This window comes from Pseudarthrobacter sp. 902506025 (genome assembly GCF_040702325.1).
Classification (GTDB): domain Bacteria; phylum Actinomycetota; class Actinomycetes; order Actinomycetales; family Micrococcaceae; genus Arthrobacter.
The window spans coordinates 242,565-259,435 of sequence record NZ_JBFBKW010000004.1; the positions used below are offsets into that span (position 1 = coordinate 242,565).

Genomic DNA, 16,871 nt, shown 5'->3' on the forward strand with positions numbered 1-16,871 from the left:
GACCCGCCGTCGTTCGCAGCCTAAAAGCCTGCCCGGCGTGACGCAAGGACGCGCTAGTCCAGCTGCACCCCGCGGAGCAGCAGGAGCATCCCGCCCACCACGACGGCTGACGCAAGGAACACGCCGCCCGCACCCAGCCCGGCGGCAACGACGCCGATGGCGCTGGGCAGGACCACCTGCCCCACCCGGTTGCCGGCGAGCCGCAGGGCCAGTGCCCGCCCCCGCTGCCCGGCCGGCGCCTGCGCCGAAAGCCAGGACATGGTCAGCGGCTGGCCGATGCCCAGGCCCAGCCCCAGCACGGCCATCACCACAAAGAGCAGCCACGCCGGCATGGGAATGGCTGCGGCTGCCAGCGCCGCGGTGGACAGGGCCAGACTCACCACCAGCAGCCGCATCCGGCCAATCCTCCGGGACACCCGGCCCAGCAGGAGCCGCGACACCATGGAGAAGACGGCGCGGACGGTCAGCATGGCGCCCACGGTTGCTGCGGTAAGTCCACGGTCGGCGCCGAGGGCCGGCAGGTAGACCATGGTCAGGTCCACCACGGCCAGGACGGTGGCGCTGGTGGCGAGGGCCCGGGCCACGCCGGGTGACTTCAGCAGCATTACCGCACTTCCCGAACCAGCGGAAACGGTCTTCCGTTTCCGCGCGCTGACGTGGGCCGGGACAACAAAGGTGGTGGCGAACAGCACCAGGCTCATGACGACCGAAAGAAGGAAGATCGCCTGGGTGTCGGGACGGATGGAAGCGCCGCCCACCAGGGAAATCGCCAGCGGCCCCAGGGCCTGCCCCAGGGACGCGGCAAACGTCAGGTATCCGAACGCGGAGTCCATCCGGGACGAAGCGGCATTGTTGGCCACCACCGCCTGCTGCCCCACGACGCACGCCAGTTGCCCGGCCCCCAGCAGCGCGGTTCCGATGACCAAGGCCACGATCGAGGAGCCCCACAGCAGCAGGAAGGCAGAGCAGGAGAGGACGACGGCGGACCCGATCGCCATGAGCCTGCGCTCACCGAGGCGGTCCACAAGGCCGCCCGTGGGCACGGCGAGCAGCAGCGGAAAGACGGCGTAGCTGGCGGCGAGGAGGCCCAGGGCGAAGCCGGGGACATCGAGCTCGAGCGCACGGTAGGTGGCGGCTGGGCGGACCAGGAAGGTGACGGCCTGGATGAGTGCGGAATGGACCAGCAGGGCCGTGGACGTGCGCCGTCCGAGTTCACCGATCATGCGCTGGTTGTGGCGCCGGAGATGGCCCGCACCGCGGCGTCCCGGGCGCCCATCACGTGCTGGAAAGCGATGGCGGCAGCCTTGTCCGGATCGCCGCCGGCCACTGCATCCACCAGGGTCCGGTGCTGGGCCAGGGCCTGGTCCCGGCGCTCCTGGGTGCTGTTGGTGAAGTGCCGGTACCGCTCCATATGGCTCGAGATCTGGCCGTGGAAGCGGCGGGCCCAGGAGTTTCCGGCGATCGCGGCGATTTTTGAGTGCAGCGCCATGCCCTGCTGCATGGCGTCATCGGCGAACGTCGCCATGGCGGCGTTGCGTTCAAGGATGCCGTGCAGGGCTTCGATGTCAGCAGGCGTCGCTTTCAGGCAGGCGTTGCGGGCCATCAGGGATTCCATTGCCGCGCGGACCTCGTAGAGCTCCGAAATGGCAGCTTCGTCAAGGGCCGGCACCAGCACCCCGCCTGTGGGCTGCTGTTCCAGCAGGCTTTCCGAGATGAGGCGCCGGATGGCCTCACGCAGCGGCGTGCGGCTCACCTGCAGCGCCGATGCCATCGCCGGTTCGTAGATGCGCTCCCCCGGTTTCAGCTCAAGGCCCAGGATCCGGCGCTTGAGTTCCTGGTAGACAAAGTGTGCGCCGGTGTTCCGGGCGGGTGTTTCGGACATGTGCCACCTCCACTCGGCATCATACTTGTATACATCTATACAAAAGAACCGCGCGGAGCCCGCCCGCCCTGGCGCCGCGGGCCGGCACACGAAGAAGGGAGGGGCAGCAGGCGCCGCCCCTCCCTCTGCCTCCTTGAACGGCGGACCTAAGCGCGGTCTGCGGCTCGTCCGGTCTTTTGCGTTTCCAGGTCCTCCAGGGACGTATCCCTGGTGTCGGAGGACATCAGGGTGGCCACGGCCGAGACCAGGCAGATGCCGAGCGTAGTCAGTCCGATGGTCAGCGGGATGTTCGCGGAACCGGGAGGGGCGATCGCGGTGAAAATGCTCGGGAAGAACGACGCGATCATGAGCCCGATGTTCTGCGAAACAGCGAAGCCGGTCACCCGGATCCGCATGGGGAACTGCTCCTGGAAGAACGTGGCGAATGTGGCGTTCCACATCTGGAAGAAGATGCCCTGCACGATCACCACGCAGACGAAGACCAGTGGCAGGCTCCCCTGCTCGATCGCCCAGAGGTATCCGGTCACCAGGACGCCGCCGGTGACGCCGCCGGCCGCCATCAGCATCCGCCGGCCGATCCTGTCCGAGAGCGCGCCGAACACCGGAATGGTGGCCACGGCCGCGATATTGGCCACCAGCGTCACCCACAGGAACTCGCTGCTGGAGAACCCGTTGCCGTAGCCCTTCTGGGTGGCAAAGGAGACGCCGAAGATCAGGGTGGCCATGCCGATGACATTGGTGAAGGTCATGAGGATGCAGCGGAGCAGTGCGCCCGGCCGGGTGCGCAGGAGCTCGGCGAGTGGAAAGCGCTGCGCGGCCCCGGCGGTCCCGGGCTGCGCGGCGTAGGCGGGAGGCTCGGTCACGCGGCGGCGGATGAGGTAGCCGGCAAAGATGACGACGGCGCTGAGCAGGAACGGGATGCGCCAGCCCCAGGAGCCGAACTGGTCAGCCGGAAGGAGGGCGGCGAGCGGCAGCAGGACGGCGGTGGCCAGGATCGACCCCACCTGGGTGCCCTGGAGGCTGAAGCTGGCGAAGAAGCCGCGCCGGGCATCCGGCGAGTGCTCGACGATCATGGCGCTGGCGCCGCCCAGTTCGCCGGCCACCGCGAAGCCCTGGATCAGGCGGAGGATCACCAGGAGGGCGGGGGCGAGGAGGCCCACCTGCCCGTACGTGGGCAGGAGCCCGACGGCGAAGGTGGCAAAGCCCATGAGCAGCATGGCGAAGACGAGCACCTTCTTGCGTCCGTGCCGGTCCCCGTAAGCACCGAGGACGACGGCGCCTACCGGGCGGGAGACGTATCCCACCGCATAGGTTGCAAGGGAGGCAATGATCCCAACGGTCGGGTTTTCCGCGGGAAAGAAGATGGCGGGGAAGATCAGCGTGGCAGCCAGCGAGTACAGCGCGAAGTCGTAGTACTCAAGGGCACTTCCGATCCAGCCGCTCATTGCCGCCTTCTTGGGATCCCGCAGACCCGCCCCAGCAGCTGGACTGGAAGGGGCCACGCGGGTTGGGGTGGTGCTCATGTGCTTGTCCTTCGTCTTCATTGGCAAGGAACCGAAACCCCTGGAAACAGTGGGGGCGGTGTCTGCGCAGAAACCCACGGGGGACGGGCTTGGGCGGCAGCTCTTGAATCGATTCATCCAATATAGAAGGTGACGTGCATTACGTCAACGGGCAAGCGCTATCCAGCCTGCTCGGGGAGCCCCGGCTGCTACCTGCTGGCGTAGTACGCCGCAGCCATGTCCTGCTTGGCGCGGCCCTGTTCTGCCACCCGGTCCAGCCGGGCGGCGAACGCTTCGGCGCCGTCGAGCTTGAGGCCCTGCTCAGCGGCGGCATCGACGATCAGGTGTGCATCCTTGCAGGCAGTGTCCACGGCGAAGGACGCAGGCTCGAGTCCCTCATCCAGGATGAGCCCCATCTTGGTCCGTAGGTAGGGAAGGTCCAGTCCGCCGCCGTCGATTACGTTGAGGAACTGCTGCGGATCGACCCCGAGCGCCTGGGCAAGGGCAACCACCTCGCCGGCGGCGTTGGAGGCGGCAATGACCCAGCTGTTCACCACAAGTTTGAGCCGCGCGGCGGACCCTTCAGCGGGGTCCTGCCCCGTCCAGATGGTTCGGGCGCCAATGGCATCCAGCACCGGTGCCACCCGCCGGCGCACAGCGTCAGGCCCGGCGGCCAGCACCAGGAGCTGGCCGGCTTCAGCGGGCGCGCGGGTGCCTGACACGGGCGCTTCCACCAGGTCCAGTCCGAGCTCGGCGGCCAGTTTGGCCACAGCGGGCGCGTCCTGCACACCCACGGTGGTGGACTGGATCCAGGCCGTGCCTGGCCGGAAGCCCGGGGCTGCAGCCCGGACCACTTCTTCCACCGCGGCGGCGTCATAGAGCATGGTCAGGACCACGTCGGCCGCTTCCACGGCGTCGGCGGGACTGGCGGCACGCCGGGCGCCGTCAGCAGCCAGGGGTTCCGTTTTGGTCGCATCCCGGTTCCACACGGAAACCTCGTGACCGGCCCGCAGGAGGTTCCGGGCCATGGCCGCTCCCATGATTCCCGTCCCGAGCACGGCGACTTTGAGCTTGGTATCCATCGAGTCATTCTCCTGGCTGCGTTGATGTCCGGCGTCTACCTACTCAACGTCTCCATGATTCCCCGACTTATTCAAGCGGAGGCATTCCAGAGCGCACGCTCCAGTGGAATGTCTGCGCCCCGGCCTAGACTCGTACCCATGAGCGACAGCAACCAGGAAACGATCGGCAGCCCGGAACCCGAACCTAACGCAGGGCTCAACAGGGACCCGGAAGACTGGGTGACCGGGGACGAGCCCATGACGGCAGCCCAGCGCAGCTACCTCGATACCCTTGCACGCGAGGCGGGGGAGGAACTTCCCGCTGATCTGAGCAAGGCGGAGGCGTCAAAGCACATCGACCGGCTGCAGCAGCGCAGCAACCGCGTGGGCGGCGGCGGGGACAGCAGCGCCGGCAGCTAGACGCGGCAAGCGGGCGACGCCGGCACTGACGGCGGCGCCAAAGGCGCCGCCGTCAGGGGCAGGGTAAGTTCGACGACCGGCTTTGTGCCAGGGGGCCGGCTGTGTCAGCCGCCGGCTGAAGGGGCCTACCAGGCCTGGTGTTCGCGGGTGAGGCCGAAGGGGACGGCGTCGCTGAGGTCCACCGTGAACTTGTCGGCGCCATGGCGGGTCACCAGGATGCCGTGGCGGCGGCCGATCAGTGCATGGGCCTTGGCAGCTGCGACCGCGGCGTCCAGCTCGGTGTCCATGCTGTGGCGGTCGGAGACGGTGAGGGTCAGGGGGAAGTTCATGGATGTTGCCTGTGTCTTTCAGGGGATGGGTGGGCATACCCCGCCGAGCGCTCCCCCTGGCTGCATAGGCGGTTGGCGCTTTCGCGCCTCGACCCATGGTGCCTGAGCAAAAATGTGCCAGCAACTTTAGATAAATGACGCAGGTCAGCGCCTTGGGCGCCACCCTTTGTCCTGACAATTACTGGCCGCAGGGCGCTGTCAATTAGAGTTGAAAGGGAGTGGGAGCCGTTTTCCGGGGCTTCCATCTGCCTCCGAAACCCGCCCCGCGGCCCACCCGAGCCATTATTGCGCGACCGCTGACTGTGCAACGACCTGACAAGGATTCCGCCATTTCCACCGACGCTCTCTTCGGCAGTCTGACCAGGATCCGCAATGTCATCCTCCCCGCGCCCGTGCGGAGCGGCCTGAACTCCGGGCGCGGACTGCTGGGCGGCTTCATCGTGGTCCATTTGGTCTTCCTGGTCTTCGCAGCTTCGCTCTCCCTGCGCGGCGAGGCGTTCAGCGACACCTTCATCTACCGCGACTGGGCCATGGCCGGCTTCAACGACGCCAACCTCCGGGGCGGCCCCAGCCCCTGGGTTTATCCCATCCTGGCCCTGATCCCCATGGCTATTGCGGGCCTCGCAGGCCCTGGACCGTTCTTCTTCCTCTGGGTCCTCATGACAACCGTCCTCAATGGCTGGGCGCTGCTGAAACTCACCGGACGCGGCCGCAACGCCAACGCCATCCCCGCGGGCTGGTGGTGGCTGGCCTTCACCTTCCTCATGGGCTGGCTCGGCTTCGCCCGCGTTGACGGCCTCACCGCCCCGCTGGTCCTCGTGGCCCTGGCATACGGCGTCCAGCGCCCGTTCATCGCCTCGGTCCTGCTGGCCATCGGCACCTGGGTGAAGGTCTGGCCGGCGGCCATCATGCTGGCCCTGTTCGCCGTCGTGAAGAACCGCCTGCTGGTAGTGCTGGCAGGAATCGCGACGACGGCGGGCGTCGTTGCGCTGGCAGCAGCCCTGGGCAGCGTCCCCAAGCTCCTGAACTTCCTCACCCAACAGGGCGACCGCGGCATGCAGCTCGAGGCCACCTTCACCACCCCGTGGCTTTGGCTTTCCGTCCTGAACGTGGGCGGCTCCCGGATGTACATGAACACGGACATCAACTCCATGCAGGTGGACGGCCCCGGCACCGCCACCATGTCCGTGCTGATGCAGCCGCTCCTGGTCCTGGCCGCCCTGCTGGTGGCAGGCCTGGCCTTCTGGGCGCTCCACAACGGCAAGCAGCACAAGGTGGCCGGCGGCGTGGACCGGACCGAGCTGCTTCTCGCCGGCGCCCTCGCCCTGGCCGCCGCCTTCGTGGTGTTCAACAAGGTGGGCTCGCCCCAGTTCATGGTGTGGCTGGGCCCCGCCGTCGCCGTCGGCCTGGCGCACAGCTGGCGCGAATGGCGCGTCCCGGCACTGATGCTGATCGCCATCGCCGTGGCCACCTACTTCATCTACCCCCTCTTCTACGACGCCCTCAGCCACAACAACCCGTGGATGGCACTGGTGCTGACCATCCGCAACATCCTGCTGGTGGTCCTGTTCCTGTGGAGCGTCCGGCGCCTGTACTCACTGGGCAAGAAGACCGCCGCACCCGCCCCCGCGCTCAAGGAGACCTGAGATTTCCGCAAGGTTCTTTGACCGTTTGGTGACGGTCCGCAGCAAAGTCCTGCCAGCCAAGGTGGTGGACTGGTTCGCCCGTCCGTCCAGCGTGTGGTGGGGCTTCGCCGTCGTCCACTTGTACTTCCTGGGCTGGATGGCGTCCTTCTTCCTGAACGGCGATACGTTCAGCGACACCGAGCAGTACCGGCAGTGGGCCATGGACGGGTACAACCCGGCGGACCTGACCGGGAAGATCAGCCCCTGGGTCTACCCCGTGCTGGCGCAGATCCCCATCTTCCTGGCGAACATCGCCGGGCCAAGCCTCTACCTGCTGGTGTGGTTCCTGATCATCACGGCGCTCAACGCCGTCGGCCTGCTCTACCTCACCCGCGGCCCGCGGAAGGTGACGGGCGTTGCGCCGGCCTGGTGGTGGCTGTTTTTCACCGTCTTCATGGGCTACCTGAGCTTCGCCCGGGTGGAAGGCATCACCGCACCGATCGTGCTGATCGCGCTGCTCTACGCGGCTGACCGGCCCGTGGTGGCGGGCGTCCTGCTCAGCGTGGCCACCTGGATCAAGGTGTGGCCTGCAGCCGTGCTGGTACCCATCGTCATCGCCAGCCACAAGCGCATCCAGGTGGTGCTCGCCGGTGCCGCCGTGACCGCCGTCGTTGGACTGGGGACCTGGCTGACCGGCGGGCTGCCGCACATCATGGACTTCCTGCTCAACCAGGGCGAGCGCGGCATGCAGCTCGAGGCCACCTTCTCCACACCGTGGGTCTGGCTGAGCGTCTTCCACATCGCCGGCTCCAAAATGGCGGACAACACGGCCATCAACTCCACCGAGGTCTACGGCCCCGGAGCCAGTACTGCAGCGTTCCTGATGCAGCCGCTGCTGGTCCTCGCCGCCGTGACCGCCGCCATCCTGCTGGTGCGTGCGATGCGGCGGGGCGCCGAGCGCGAGGAACTGTTCCTCGAGGGCTCCCTTATGATGGTCACCGCATTCATCGTCTTCAACAAGGTGGGCTCGCCGCAGTTCATCATCTGGCTGGCCCCCGTGATCATCGCCGGCCTGGCCCATGACTGGGAGCGCTGGAAGGTGCCCGCGGCCCTGCTGATGGGCATTGCCATGACAACGTTCGTGATCTATCCGCTGTTCTATACGCCGCTGATCCACGCCCACCCGGTCATGGCGGCCATTCTCACCACCCGTAACGTGCTCCTGGTGGTGCTGCTGTGGTGGTCGGTGAAGCGCACGGCGGAACTGGGCCGCAAGACCTCCACGCGGGTGCCGGCGGAAGCCTAGCTTTTTATGTGGCCGGCCGCCCGGCTAGCGGCTTTCGGACCGGTCGACGGCGGCTGGGGCCTGGGGTGCGCGGGTGCGGCGTACCGCCCGCCGTTCCAAAGCCCACTGCCACCCGCGCCGGGCCAGGTCCAGGGGCTTTCCCTCGATGAGCAGTTTCCGGGTGTGGACGTCCAGCACCAGCAGGTAGAACGTGAAGGCCAGGGCGGTGAAGAACGCCAGGGAAGACGCGTCGATGGGCAGTTCCACAAAGGACCAGACCGAGAGCTGGTCCTGCGCGCCGAACACCACGAAGAACGTCACGCCCACGTACAGCGAGCGGATCTGCCAGTCGTCCCGGATGCCGGTGACGGCCAGGAACGGCAGGAACCACAGGATGTACCAGGGCTGAATGATGGGTGAGAGCATCACCACGGCGGTGAACGCCAGGGCCATCCGGCGCACCGCACGGGAGTAGTCGCCGCGGAACATGAGCAGCAGGACCAGGGCGATGGCGGCCCACTTCATGGCCGTCCTCAGCCAGGTGGCCAGCCTTCCCCCGGGCAGGCCCAGGGCATTGGCGAGCATCTCCACCTGCTGGCCCAGGAAGCCCGACGGCGAGTACCCCGTGTAGCCCGGGGTGGGGTCCATAATGGCCCAGGTCCAGCCGATACCCAGGCTGTAGGGGATGCCGCTGAGGGCCAGCACGCCAAAGCTGATGCCCGCCGTCGCGCCCCACATCAGGAACTTGCGCGGCCATGAAGCAGAGGGGCCCGCCCACATGACCCCGATGAACGGCAGCAGCAGCACGGTGATGGGCTTGATGCCGATGGAGGCGGTGACCAGGAGGATGCCCAGCAGGTAGCGGCGGGTGGCGGCCAGGTAGACACCGGCGACGGCGAGCCCCACCATGAGTGCGTCGTTGTGGGCACTGGCGATGAAGCTGATGAGGAACAACGGGTTGGCCACGGAGATCCAGAGGGCCCGAGCACCGTTGATGCCGTGCAGTTCGGCCAGCTTGGGGACGTAGATGACGCAGAGCAGGACGCCGACGCCGGCCAGGAGCCTGAAGAGCAGGACTGACGCGTCGGGCTGGGCGCCGGTCAGCCCCACGACGGCGCGCGCCAGCCACAGGAAGTACGGCCCGTAGGGGGTCCGGTTCTCGGCCCAGGCGGGGTCGGCGCCCAGCGAAAACCAGTTGTTGAGGGTGGAAATGCCCACCTCATACGGGTTCTGGCCCTCCTGGACCAGGCGTCCCTGGCCGGTATAGGCGTAGACGTCGCGGGAAAAGACCGGGACGCAGAACAGCAGCGGCAGGGACCAGGCGGAGATGGCCACCACCACGGACCGCAGCGACGACTGCCCCCAGTCCCCCAGCCGCTGGCCCAGCCTCAGCCAGGAGCGCATCAGGAGCATGGCGCCGGCCGTCAGCAGCACGGTGGATACGGCCACACCCCACCCCTCGGTGCGGAGTGCGATGACCACCGGCTGGCGGATCATGGGCGAGCCGTTGGCGATCCAGCCCGTGCCGATGGAGCCGACAAACATCATGAGGGCGCCGATGAAACCTTCGATGGTGGCGAGGTAGGCGCGGCCCCTGGCGGGCGCGGAGGCGTCGACCGGTTTGCCCGGCCGGCTCTCCGACGTCTCAAGGTGTGACCCGCCTGCCGTCATGATTGTGTGGTCCCCTACTTTGTTACGGCACTGGTTGCACCGGCTCCCTGGGCCGCCCTGCAACCCGGTCATTTTATCAGCCGTGCTTACTGCTGCCCCGGGGCCATGGCCGCGCGGCAAGGCACAGTTTGGCAACAGCGGCGGGTCCCCTACCGAGCGCGCAGCAGCGCCAGGAACTCGTCGGCCATGCCGAGTTGTTCCTCCAACTTCGCACGGCGCCGCGCTGCTTCTTCAATGAAACCGTTCAACTCAGTCCTGATGGCCGTAACATCCTCGCCCGGCGCGGCCGCTTCCAAGGCGTCAATGACCTTCAGGAGCCCGGCCATGGCTTCGAGCGTGAACCCCAGCGGTTTCATCCTGCGGATCAGCAGCAGGCGCGCGAAATCGCGCTCGGTGTAGAGGCGGAATCCGCCGTCGGTGCGGCCGGACGGTTTGAGCAGGCCCACCTCGTCGTAGTGGCGGATGGTGCGCAGGGACATCTGCGAACGGTCCGCGAGTTCGCCGATATGCATTGTGGCCACCACTTCTTCGGCGGTCATCTCTTTCACCATCACGTCACCCATCCGGCTCAACCCTCACGTTAGGGTAGTGTTGCATGCGCAGCCGGCAGTCACCGGCGCTTTTCTCTCCACCCCAATTGTCTTCCATGGCAGGGCTGGACCCTTGCGCACCGTGGCGCGCACAACGTTGCCCACCCGCTCTTTCCTGAGAGCCAAGTCCCTGGAGCCGCTCCTTGGCCGTCGCCGACCGCCCCCGCCCCACCCGGCAGCCGAACACCGTCATGGCCGCGCTGCGCTCTCCGCGGCAGCTGACCCGCGAAGTCCTCGCCGGCATGGTCACCACCCTCGCGCTCGTCCCGGAGGTCATTTCGTTCTCGATCGTGGCCGGGGTGGATCCGATGGTCAGCCTTGTCGCCTCCATCGTGCTTGCCCTGGCGATGTCCATCCTTGGCGGACGGCCCGGCGTCGTGACGGCGGCTGCGGGCTCCGTGGCCCTGGTCATCGCACCGCTGGTGCACGAGCACGGTGTCCAGTACGTCCTGCCCACGGTGCTGCTTGCAGGGGTGATCCAGGTGGTCTTTGGCCTGGCCGGGCTTGCCCGCCTGATGCGGTTCATCCCGCGATCAGTGATGATCGGGTTCGTCAACGCCCTGGGTGTGCTGATTTTCATGGCGCAGGTGCCCCATGTCCTCAGTGTCCCCTGGCTCGCCTACGTCCTGTTTGCCCTGACGCTGGCCATTATTTTCGTCCTCCCCCGCTTCACCAAGGTGGTCCCGTCACCGCTGGTGGCCATCGTCGTCGTCACGGCGATCGCCATCCTTGCGGGCCTTGCTGTTCCCAACGTCGCCGACGAGGGGCCCCTGACCGGCCAGATGCCGGGATTCACCCCGTTCCTGGTTCCGCTTGATGTTGAGACCTTCAAGCTGGTCCTGCCCACGGCGCTGAGCGTGGCGTTCGTCGGCCTCATGGAAACCCTCCTCACGGCGAAACTGGTCGATGACATCACTGAGACGCCCTCGCACAAGGGCCGCGAGTCCTGGGGCCTGGGCGTCTCGAACATCCTCGCCGGGTTCTACGGCGGCATCGCCGGCTGCGCCATGATCGGCCAGACCGTCCTCAATGTGAAGACCGGCCAGGCGCGGACCCGCATATCAACGGTTGTGGCCGGGGTGTTCCTGCTGGCCTTGGTGACGGGGCTGAGCCCGATCATGGGGCAGATCCCCATGGTGGCCCTGGCCGCGGTGATGATGGTCGTGGCCGTCACCACGGTGGACTGGCACAGCGTCAGGCCGTCCACCCTCAAGCGGATGCCGCTGCCGGAGACGATCGTCATGGGCGTCACGGTGGCCGTCGTGGTCTTCACGGGCAACCTGGCCTACGGAGTGCTGGTGGGCGTCATCCTGGCGATGGTGCTGTTCGCCCGCCGGGTGGCCCACGTCATCACCGTCGAGCGGAACCTGGCGGACGACGGCGGAAGCGTGCGTTACGAGGTGGTGGGGCCGCTGTTCTTCGGCAGCAGCAATGACCTCGTGGAGCATTTCGCGTACGCCGACGATCCCGCCTCGGTGACCATCGACCTTAGCCGCGCCCAGATCTGGGACGCGTCAACAGTGGCGGCCCTGGACTCCATCGAAACCAAGTACGGGCACCACGGCGCCGCGGTGGCCATTGAAGGCCTGGATGAGCGCAGCACCGGCTTCCACCGCCGCCTTACGGGGCATTTGGGCGCCTGACTTTCGGCGCGTCCAGGAGCGGGGCCGCACGTCTGCGGTCCCGCTCCTTCGCGCATGACCTAGGAGAACCGCCCCGGCCGGAACGTCGCCAGCATGGGGTGCTTCCGGCCCGTCAGGATTTCACCGGCAAGAAGTTCGCCGGCGATAAGGCCCAGGGTGGCACCGGAGTGCATGAAGGCAACGAAGCAGCCCGGCACCTGGCCGAGTTCGCCCAGGACGGGTTCGCCGTCACCGGGGATCGGCTTGTAGCCCATCTTCCAGGAGGCCGGCTTGAGTTCCGGATTGCCGGCAACCAGCCTGGAGGCTTCATCAGCCAGTTCCTGCACCACTTCTTCCGGGACGGTGAAGGAACCGTCCGCGTGCTCGGTGATGTGTTCCTCGTACCAGTCGTGGTCCAGCGCGAACGTGCCGCCGGGGTTGGGCCGGAGCGCGGCGCGCGGGGTGTTCATCACGGCGGTGACGTCGTGCTGCACCTGTTTGGTCACCACCAGCATGGACACCGGCGAACCATTGGGGATGTGCACGCCCAGGGGCTGGACGACGGCGGGCGTCGCTGCCCCGCACGCCACCAGGACGGCGTCGGCCGGGTAGGTCCCGCCGGACGAGGTCTCCACGCCGGTGGTGCGGCCGCCCTCCACCATGACGGAGGCCTTGCCGGCATTGAGGACCAGTTCGCCGCCACGGGAGTGGAACTCCTCCATCAGGAAGTCGATCAGGTCCGGAAGGCTGACCCAGCCTTCGCCGGGGTTGAAGATGGCGTTGTCCGGTACGGCACTGGAATCGATACCGGGGGTGGCTGTGGCAATCTCTTCCGGAGCCAGCAGTTTGGAGTCGTAACCGATGGACTTCTCGTAAGCGTGCCGCGCCTCGGTCGTTTCAGCCTGCCCGTCCGCGTTCCACATGAGTCCGCCTCCGAACTGGAGCCACTCCCGCTTGGGGTCCGAGGCGAAGAGCGTGCGGTAGCGGTCCACGCCGGCAACCCGCAGCTGGTGGTACGGGGTGGACCGTTCGCCCGCTGAGTTGAGCCAGGACAGGGAACGGCCGCTGGCTTCGCTGGCCAGGCCGCGCTCGGTCAGCAGGATCACGGAGGCGCCTTCGCGGAGCAGGTGCACGGCGGTGGAAACGCCCAGGATTCCGCCGCCGATGATGGCGACGCGCTTGGTGGCTGTGGCAGAGGACATTGGTGTCCCTTTCTGTGGAATTCGTGGTTCTGGGTTGGACGCGAACGGTGCGTCATGGAGAAGAGTTGGGGGGAGCCTCAGGCCAGGGCGTGGATCCCCTCGATGACTTTCAGTACTTCGAGGGGGCCGGCGGGGTCGACGGGCAGCGGCCCCTCCCCGTGCAGGGCTGCGGCCAGTTGCACGTAAAACTGCGGGTAGGCGCCGCGTTCGGCAGGAACGGGGGACGTTGCACCATCGATGCCCAGGAGCCCCCAAGACTCCTGGGGGTCGAGGCCATATGCCGGATCCGACGGCGGCATCCCCGCTGCGAGCGCAGGTTCCTGGCCGTCAAGACCCCACTTGGTGTACCCGGCCGCGGAGCCGAGGACGTGGAAGCGGGCGCCCGCCTGGGCGGCCATGCCGTTCATCCACAGCCGGGAGCGTACTCCGGAGGCATGCAGCAGTGACACGAAGGCCTCAGTGTCGGCAGCGTCCGGATGTTTCCCGCGGTTGGCCGTCTCGCCGTAGCTCTGTTCCACCGGGCCAAACAACTGGATGGCCTGGTCGATCAGGTGGGCTCCCAGGTCGTGCAGGATGCCGCCGCCCTCGGCAAGGGACACGGTGTCCCGCCAGTTCCCAAACCCTTCCGGCCGCCACCACTCGAACCGTGATTCGAAGCTGCTGACCTGCCCCAGCGCTCCCGAGGCCAGGATCTTCCGGAGGGTAAGGAAGTCTGCATCCCACCGGCGGTTCTGGAACACCGTAAGCCGCACGCCGCCGTCGTCCGCCCTGCTGAGCAGTTCCCCACCCAGGGCGGACGTGGGCACGAACGGCTTGTCCACCACCACGTGCAGGCCATGGGCGATGGCCGTCGCGGCCAGTCCGAAGTGGGTGTGCGGCGGGGTGCCCAGGATGACCAGGTCCAGGTCCGCGGACAGGGCGAATAGCTCTTCTGGAGTTCCAACGATCCGTGCCCGTGGGTAGAGGCGTGCCGCCTCGGCCGCGCGCCCGGGCTGGGCCGTCACGATCACGTCGAGCGAGAAATCCGGGTTGGCCGCGATCAGCGGCGCGTGGAAGACCTTTCCGGAGACCCCAAAGCCGACGACGGCGGTCCGGATGGGTGCAGCGGGAACCGTACCCATCAGAGCACCTCGGAGAGGAAGCGCTGGAGGCGTTCGCTGCGGGGGTTGTCGAAGAGTTGGGTGGGAGTGCCTGCTTCGACCACTTCACCTTCGTCCATGAAGACCACCTGGTCGGCGACTTTGCGGGCAAAGCCCATTTCGTGGGTGACCACCAGCATGGTCATGCCGCGGCGGCCCAGGCCCGCCATGAGGTTCAGGACGCCCTTGACCAGCTCAGGGTCCAGGGCGCTGGTTGCTTCGTCGAAGAGCATGACTTCGGGTTCCATGGCCAGGGCGCGGGCGATGGCGACGCGCTGCTGCTGGCCGCCGGAGAGATCGCGGGGGCGGTGGTCGGCGCGTTCGGCGAGGCCTACTTCGGCCAGGCGTTGGCGGGCGCGATTCATGGCCTGGGCCCTGGGCATGCCCTTGACGGCCCAGAGGGCCAGGGCAACGTTTTCTTCCGCGGTGTGGTCCGGGAAGAGGTTGAAGTGCTGGAAGACCATGCCGATGCGGGTACGCAGGGTGTCAGGGTTGGTGCCCAGGGTGCTGTCGCCGGCGAGCAGCACGTCGCCGCTTTTGGGTTCGTGGAGGCGGTTAATGCCCCGCAGCAGGGTGGATTTGCCGGAGCCGGAGGGGCCGATGATGCAGGTGGTGGTTCCGGGGGCGACCGTGAGGCTGACGTTACGCAGGACGTCGATGTCGCCGTAGGCCATGGTGACGTTGTGCAGTTCCAGGCTGGAGCCGTGGAAGGTCGGGGCCCCGATGCGGCCTGCTGTGGTGGTGTTTTGCGTGGGGGTGTTCATGTGTTGCTCCCGGTGGTGAGCGGCGAGGCCGCGTCGAGTTCCTTGACTTCCTTCAGCCCGCTGGTGGGTGGCGCGGCCCGGCGGCGTCCGCTGCGGAACTTGTTGTCGAAGTGGTTTACCAGGTGCGTCAGCGGGACGGTGATGACCAGGTAGAACAGGCCTGCCGCGACCAGAGGTGAGAGGTTGCCGGAGAGCACGGCGGCGTCCTGGCCCACGCGGAAGAGTTCGCGTTCGGTGACCAGCAGGCCCAGGAAGTACACCAGGGAGGAGTCCTTGACGATCGCGATGAACTGGTTCACCAGAGCCGGAAGCACCCGGCGTACGCCTTGGGGCACCACCACCAGGGCCATGGACTTGGCGTAGCTCATCCCCAGGGCGCGGCAGGCCTCGCCCTGGCCCTTGTCCACGCTGAGGATGCCGGCGCGGAAGATCTCGCCGATGTAGGCGCTGGCGATCAGGCTCAGTGCGATGATGCCCAGCGGGTAAGGGGACGGCCCGAAGATCGATTGGCTGAGCCGGGCGAAGCCCTGGCCGATCAGCAGGATGGTCAGGATGGCCGGCAGGCCCCGGAAAAGGTCGGTGTAGATCCGGGCCGGAACCCGCAGCCATTTCGAGGGTGAGATGCCCATGACGGCCACCACCATCCCCAGCACCGTGCCAAGGACGGTGGCGGCGATGGAGATGATCAGCGTGTTCAGCAGGCCGACCGCCAACAGTTGGGGCAGGACCTCGGCCATAGCGCCGAAGTCGAAGAAAGTACGGATGATGGTGTTGAACCAGTCCATGGTTGCTCTCAGACGTAGATTGGGTGGAGGTGCCGGGGCGGGCCTCGGCCAGCGGGGCCCGCCCCGGCAGTGAAGCCGGAGGGCTGGTGCGCGCGGGCTACTTACTGGGCGCGGGTGAGGCGGAGGCGGCCTGTTCGGCCTTGGGCAGGTACTGCTTGGGCATCGGGGAGCCCGGGAACCATTTCTGGTAGAGCTTCTTCCAGGTGCCGTCCTCCATGGCGGCGGCCAAGCCCTTGTTCAGGGCTTCCTTGAAGGCGGTCTTGCCCTTGGCGACGGCGAACCCGGCCGGAGCGTCGAAGGACGGGATGTCCGCGGCGCTGACCAGGCCGTGCTGGTCCTCGTAGGCCTTCGCTGCCTCGTAATCCAGGAAGTGGGCGTCCGCGCTGCCGCTGTTCACGGCCGCGATGGCGGTGTTGTTGTCCGGGAAGCGGACCAGGCTGGCCGAGGTGAAGTTCTTGACGGCGTACGCTTCCTGCAGGGTTCCCTGGACCACACCCAGGCGCTTGCCGGCCAGGCCCTCAGCGCTTGTGATGCCCGACGTCTTGGTGGTGATCACCGTCAGGTAACCGGCCAGGTAGCCGTCCGAGAAGTCCACGGTTTCCTTCCGCTTGTCCGTGATGCCGATCGCGGCCACACCGGCGTCGAACTGCCCGTTGGCCACTGCGGCCAGGAGGCCGGAAAAGTCCTGTCCGGTGAAGACCACGTTGTCCACACCGGCCCGGTGGGCCACATCCTTGAACAGTTCGACGTCGAAGCCGGTGAAATTACCGGACGCGTCGGCGAAGGTGTACGGCTTGGAGTCGCCCAGGCTGGCCACGCGGATGGTGCCCGGCTGGATCAGGCCGTAAGGGTTGTTCTCAGTGGTGGAAGCGGCGGAGGTGGAGCTGCAGCCGGAGAGCGCCAGGACCGCAGCCAGTGCTGCGGCGGCGATTCCGGCCGGGCGGAGGTTCTTTTTCTTCACAGCGTTGTCCAATCGTTGGGAGGGAGGCGGTGC

The 16,871-nt window shown here is 67.2% G+C and carries 16 protein-coding genes; 4 read left to right on the plus strand and 12 right to left on the minus strand.

Annotated features, from left to right (window positions below):
* Nucleotides 1–53: 53 nt before the first annotated feature.
* The 4 genes from AB0280_RS11005 to AB0280_RS11020 all read right to left on the minus strand — a co-directional run bounded on the left by AB0280_RS11005 (nucleotide 54) and on the right by AB0280_RS11020 (nucleotide 4,466).
* Nucleotides 54–1,223 (minus strand): MFS transporter, encoded by a 1,170-nt coding sequence (locus AB0280_RS11005; protein WP_366367255.1) that lies wholly within the window; start codon nucleotides 1,221–1,223, stop codon nucleotides 54–56.
* The gene (locus AB0280_RS11010; protein WP_307491143.1) at nucleotides 1,220–1,882 is read right to left on the minus strand and encodes a GntR family transcriptional regulator; all 663 of its coding nucleotides are present in this window, start codon (nucleotides 1,880–1,882) and stop codon (nucleotides 1,220–1,222) included. Before AB0280_RS11010 ends, AB0280_RS11005 begins: the two co-directional genes overlap by 4 nt.
* 146 nt (nucleotides 1,883–2,028) lie before the next feature.
* Nucleotides 2,029–3,405 (minus strand): MFS transporter, encoded by a 1,377-nt coding sequence (locus tag AB0280_RS11015; protein WP_366367256.1) that lies wholly within the window; start codon nucleotides 3,403–3,405, stop codon nucleotides 2,029–2,031.
* 188 nt (nucleotides 3,406–3,593) lie between these two features.
* Entirely contained in the window at nucleotides 3,594–4,466 is an 873-nt protein-coding gene (locus AB0280_RS11020; protein ID WP_275181368.1) for an NAD(P)-dependent oxidoreductase, read from the minus strand.
* Between the two features lie 138 nt (nucleotides 4,467–4,604).
* Here AB0280_RS11020 and AB0280_RS11025 point away from each other — a divergent pair, with 138 nt between their 5' ends.
* Nucleotides 4,605–4,865: a DUF3072 domain-containing protein gene (locus tag AB0280_RS11025; protein WP_159634843.1), complete on the plus strand. Its 261-nt coding sequence runs from the start codon at nucleotides 4,605–4,607 to the stop codon at nucleotides 4,863–4,865.
* A gap of 125 nt (nucleotides 4,866–4,990) precedes the next feature.
* Here AB0280_RS11025 and AB0280_RS11030 read toward each other — a convergent pair whose 3' ends face one another.
* On the minus strand, nucleotides 4,991–5,194 hold the full coding sequence (locus AB0280_RS11030; protein ID WP_159634846.1) for a hypothetical protein: 204 nt from the start codon (nucleotides 5,192–5,194) through the stop codon (nucleotides 4,991–4,993).
* 356 nt (nucleotides 5,195–5,550) lie between these two features.
* On the opposite strand from AB0280_RS11030, the gene AB0280_RS11035 reads away from it, so the two are divergent.
* Together AB0280_RS11035 and AB0280_RS11040 are read left to right on the plus strand one after the other, a co-directional pair.
* Nucleotides 5,551–6,840 carry a glycosyltransferase family 87 protein gene (locus AB0280_RS11035; protein WP_201302542.1) on the plus strand — a complete coding sequence of 430 codons (1,290 nt, stop codon included), beginning with the start codon at nucleotides 5,551–5,553 and terminating at the stop codon, nucleotides 6,838–6,840.
* A 28-nt stretch (nucleotides 6,841–6,868) separates the two neighbouring features.
* Nucleotides 6,869–8,125, plus strand: a complete 1,257-nt coding sequence (locus AB0280_RS11040; protein WP_364398462.1) for a glycosyltransferase 87 family protein — start codon at nucleotides 6,869–6,871, stop codon at nucleotides 8,123–8,125.
* A 24-nt stretch (nucleotides 8,126–8,149) separates the two neighbouring features.
* On the opposite strand, the gene mptB is transcribed toward AB0280_RS11040, so the two are convergent.
* Nucleotides 8,150–9,847, minus strand: coding sequence for a polyprenol phosphomannose-dependent alpha 1,6 mannosyltransferase MptB (gene mptB, locus AB0280_RS11045; RefSeq protein ID WP_307491133.1), 1,698 nt, complete (start codon nucleotides 9,845–9,847; stop codon nucleotides 8,150–8,152).
* 77 nt (nucleotides 9,848–9,924) lie between these two features.
* Nucleotides 9,925–10,326 carry a MerR family transcriptional regulator gene (locus tag AB0280_RS11050; protein WP_201302543.1) on the minus strand — a complete coding sequence of 134 codons (402 nt, stop codon included), beginning with the start codon at nucleotides 10,324–10,326 and terminating at the stop codon, nucleotides 9,925–9,927.
* Between the two features lie 230 nt (nucleotides 10,327–10,556).
* On the opposite strand from AB0280_RS11050, the gene AB0280_RS11055 reads away from it, so the two are divergent.
* A complete protein-coding gene (locus tag AB0280_RS11055) occupies nucleotides 10,557–12,008 on the plus strand; it encodes a SulP family inorganic anion transporter (protein ID WP_275181464.1) in 1,452 nt (483 codons plus the stop codon).
* A 59-nt stretch (nucleotides 12,009–12,067) separates the two neighbouring features.
* Here AB0280_RS11055 and AB0280_RS11060 read toward each other — a convergent pair whose 3' ends face one another.
* The 5 genes from AB0280_RS11060 to AB0280_RS11080 all read right to left on the minus strand — a co-directional run bounded on the left by AB0280_RS11060 (nucleotide 12,068) and on the right by AB0280_RS11080 (nucleotide 16,838).
* Nucleotides 12,068–13,189 (minus strand): NAD(P)/FAD-dependent oxidoreductase, encoded by a 1,122-nt coding sequence (locus AB0280_RS11060; RefSeq protein WP_366367257.1) that lies wholly within the window; start codon nucleotides 13,187–13,189, stop codon nucleotides 12,068–12,070.
* A gap of 77 nt (nucleotides 13,190–13,266) precedes the next feature.
* The gene (locus AB0280_RS11065) at nucleotides 13,267–14,310 is read right to left on the minus strand and encodes a Gfo/Idh/MocA family protein (RefSeq protein WP_307491129.1); all 1,044 of its coding nucleotides are present in this window, start codon (nucleotides 14,308–14,310) and stop codon (nucleotides 13,267–13,269) included.
* Entirely contained in the window at nucleotides 14,310–15,092 is a 783-nt protein-coding gene (locus AB0280_RS11070; RefSeq protein ID WP_307491127.1) for an amino acid ABC transporter ATP-binding protein, read from the minus strand. Before AB0280_RS11070 ends, AB0280_RS11065 begins: the two co-directional genes overlap by 1 nt.
* A complete protein-coding gene (locus tag AB0280_RS11075) occupies nucleotides 15,089–15,877 on the minus strand; it encodes an amino acid ABC transporter permease (protein WP_307491125.1) in 789 nt (262 codons plus the stop codon). The genes AB0280_RS11070 and AB0280_RS11075 overlap by 4 nt, the downstream gene beginning before the upstream one ends.
* A gap of 97 nt (nucleotides 15,878–15,974) precedes the next feature.
* A complete protein-coding gene (locus tag AB0280_RS11080; protein ID WP_224024045.1) occupies nucleotides 15,975–16,838 on the minus strand; it encodes an ABC transporter substrate-binding protein in 864 nt (287 codons plus the stop codon).
* Nucleotides 16,839–16,871: the final 33 nt, after the last annotated feature.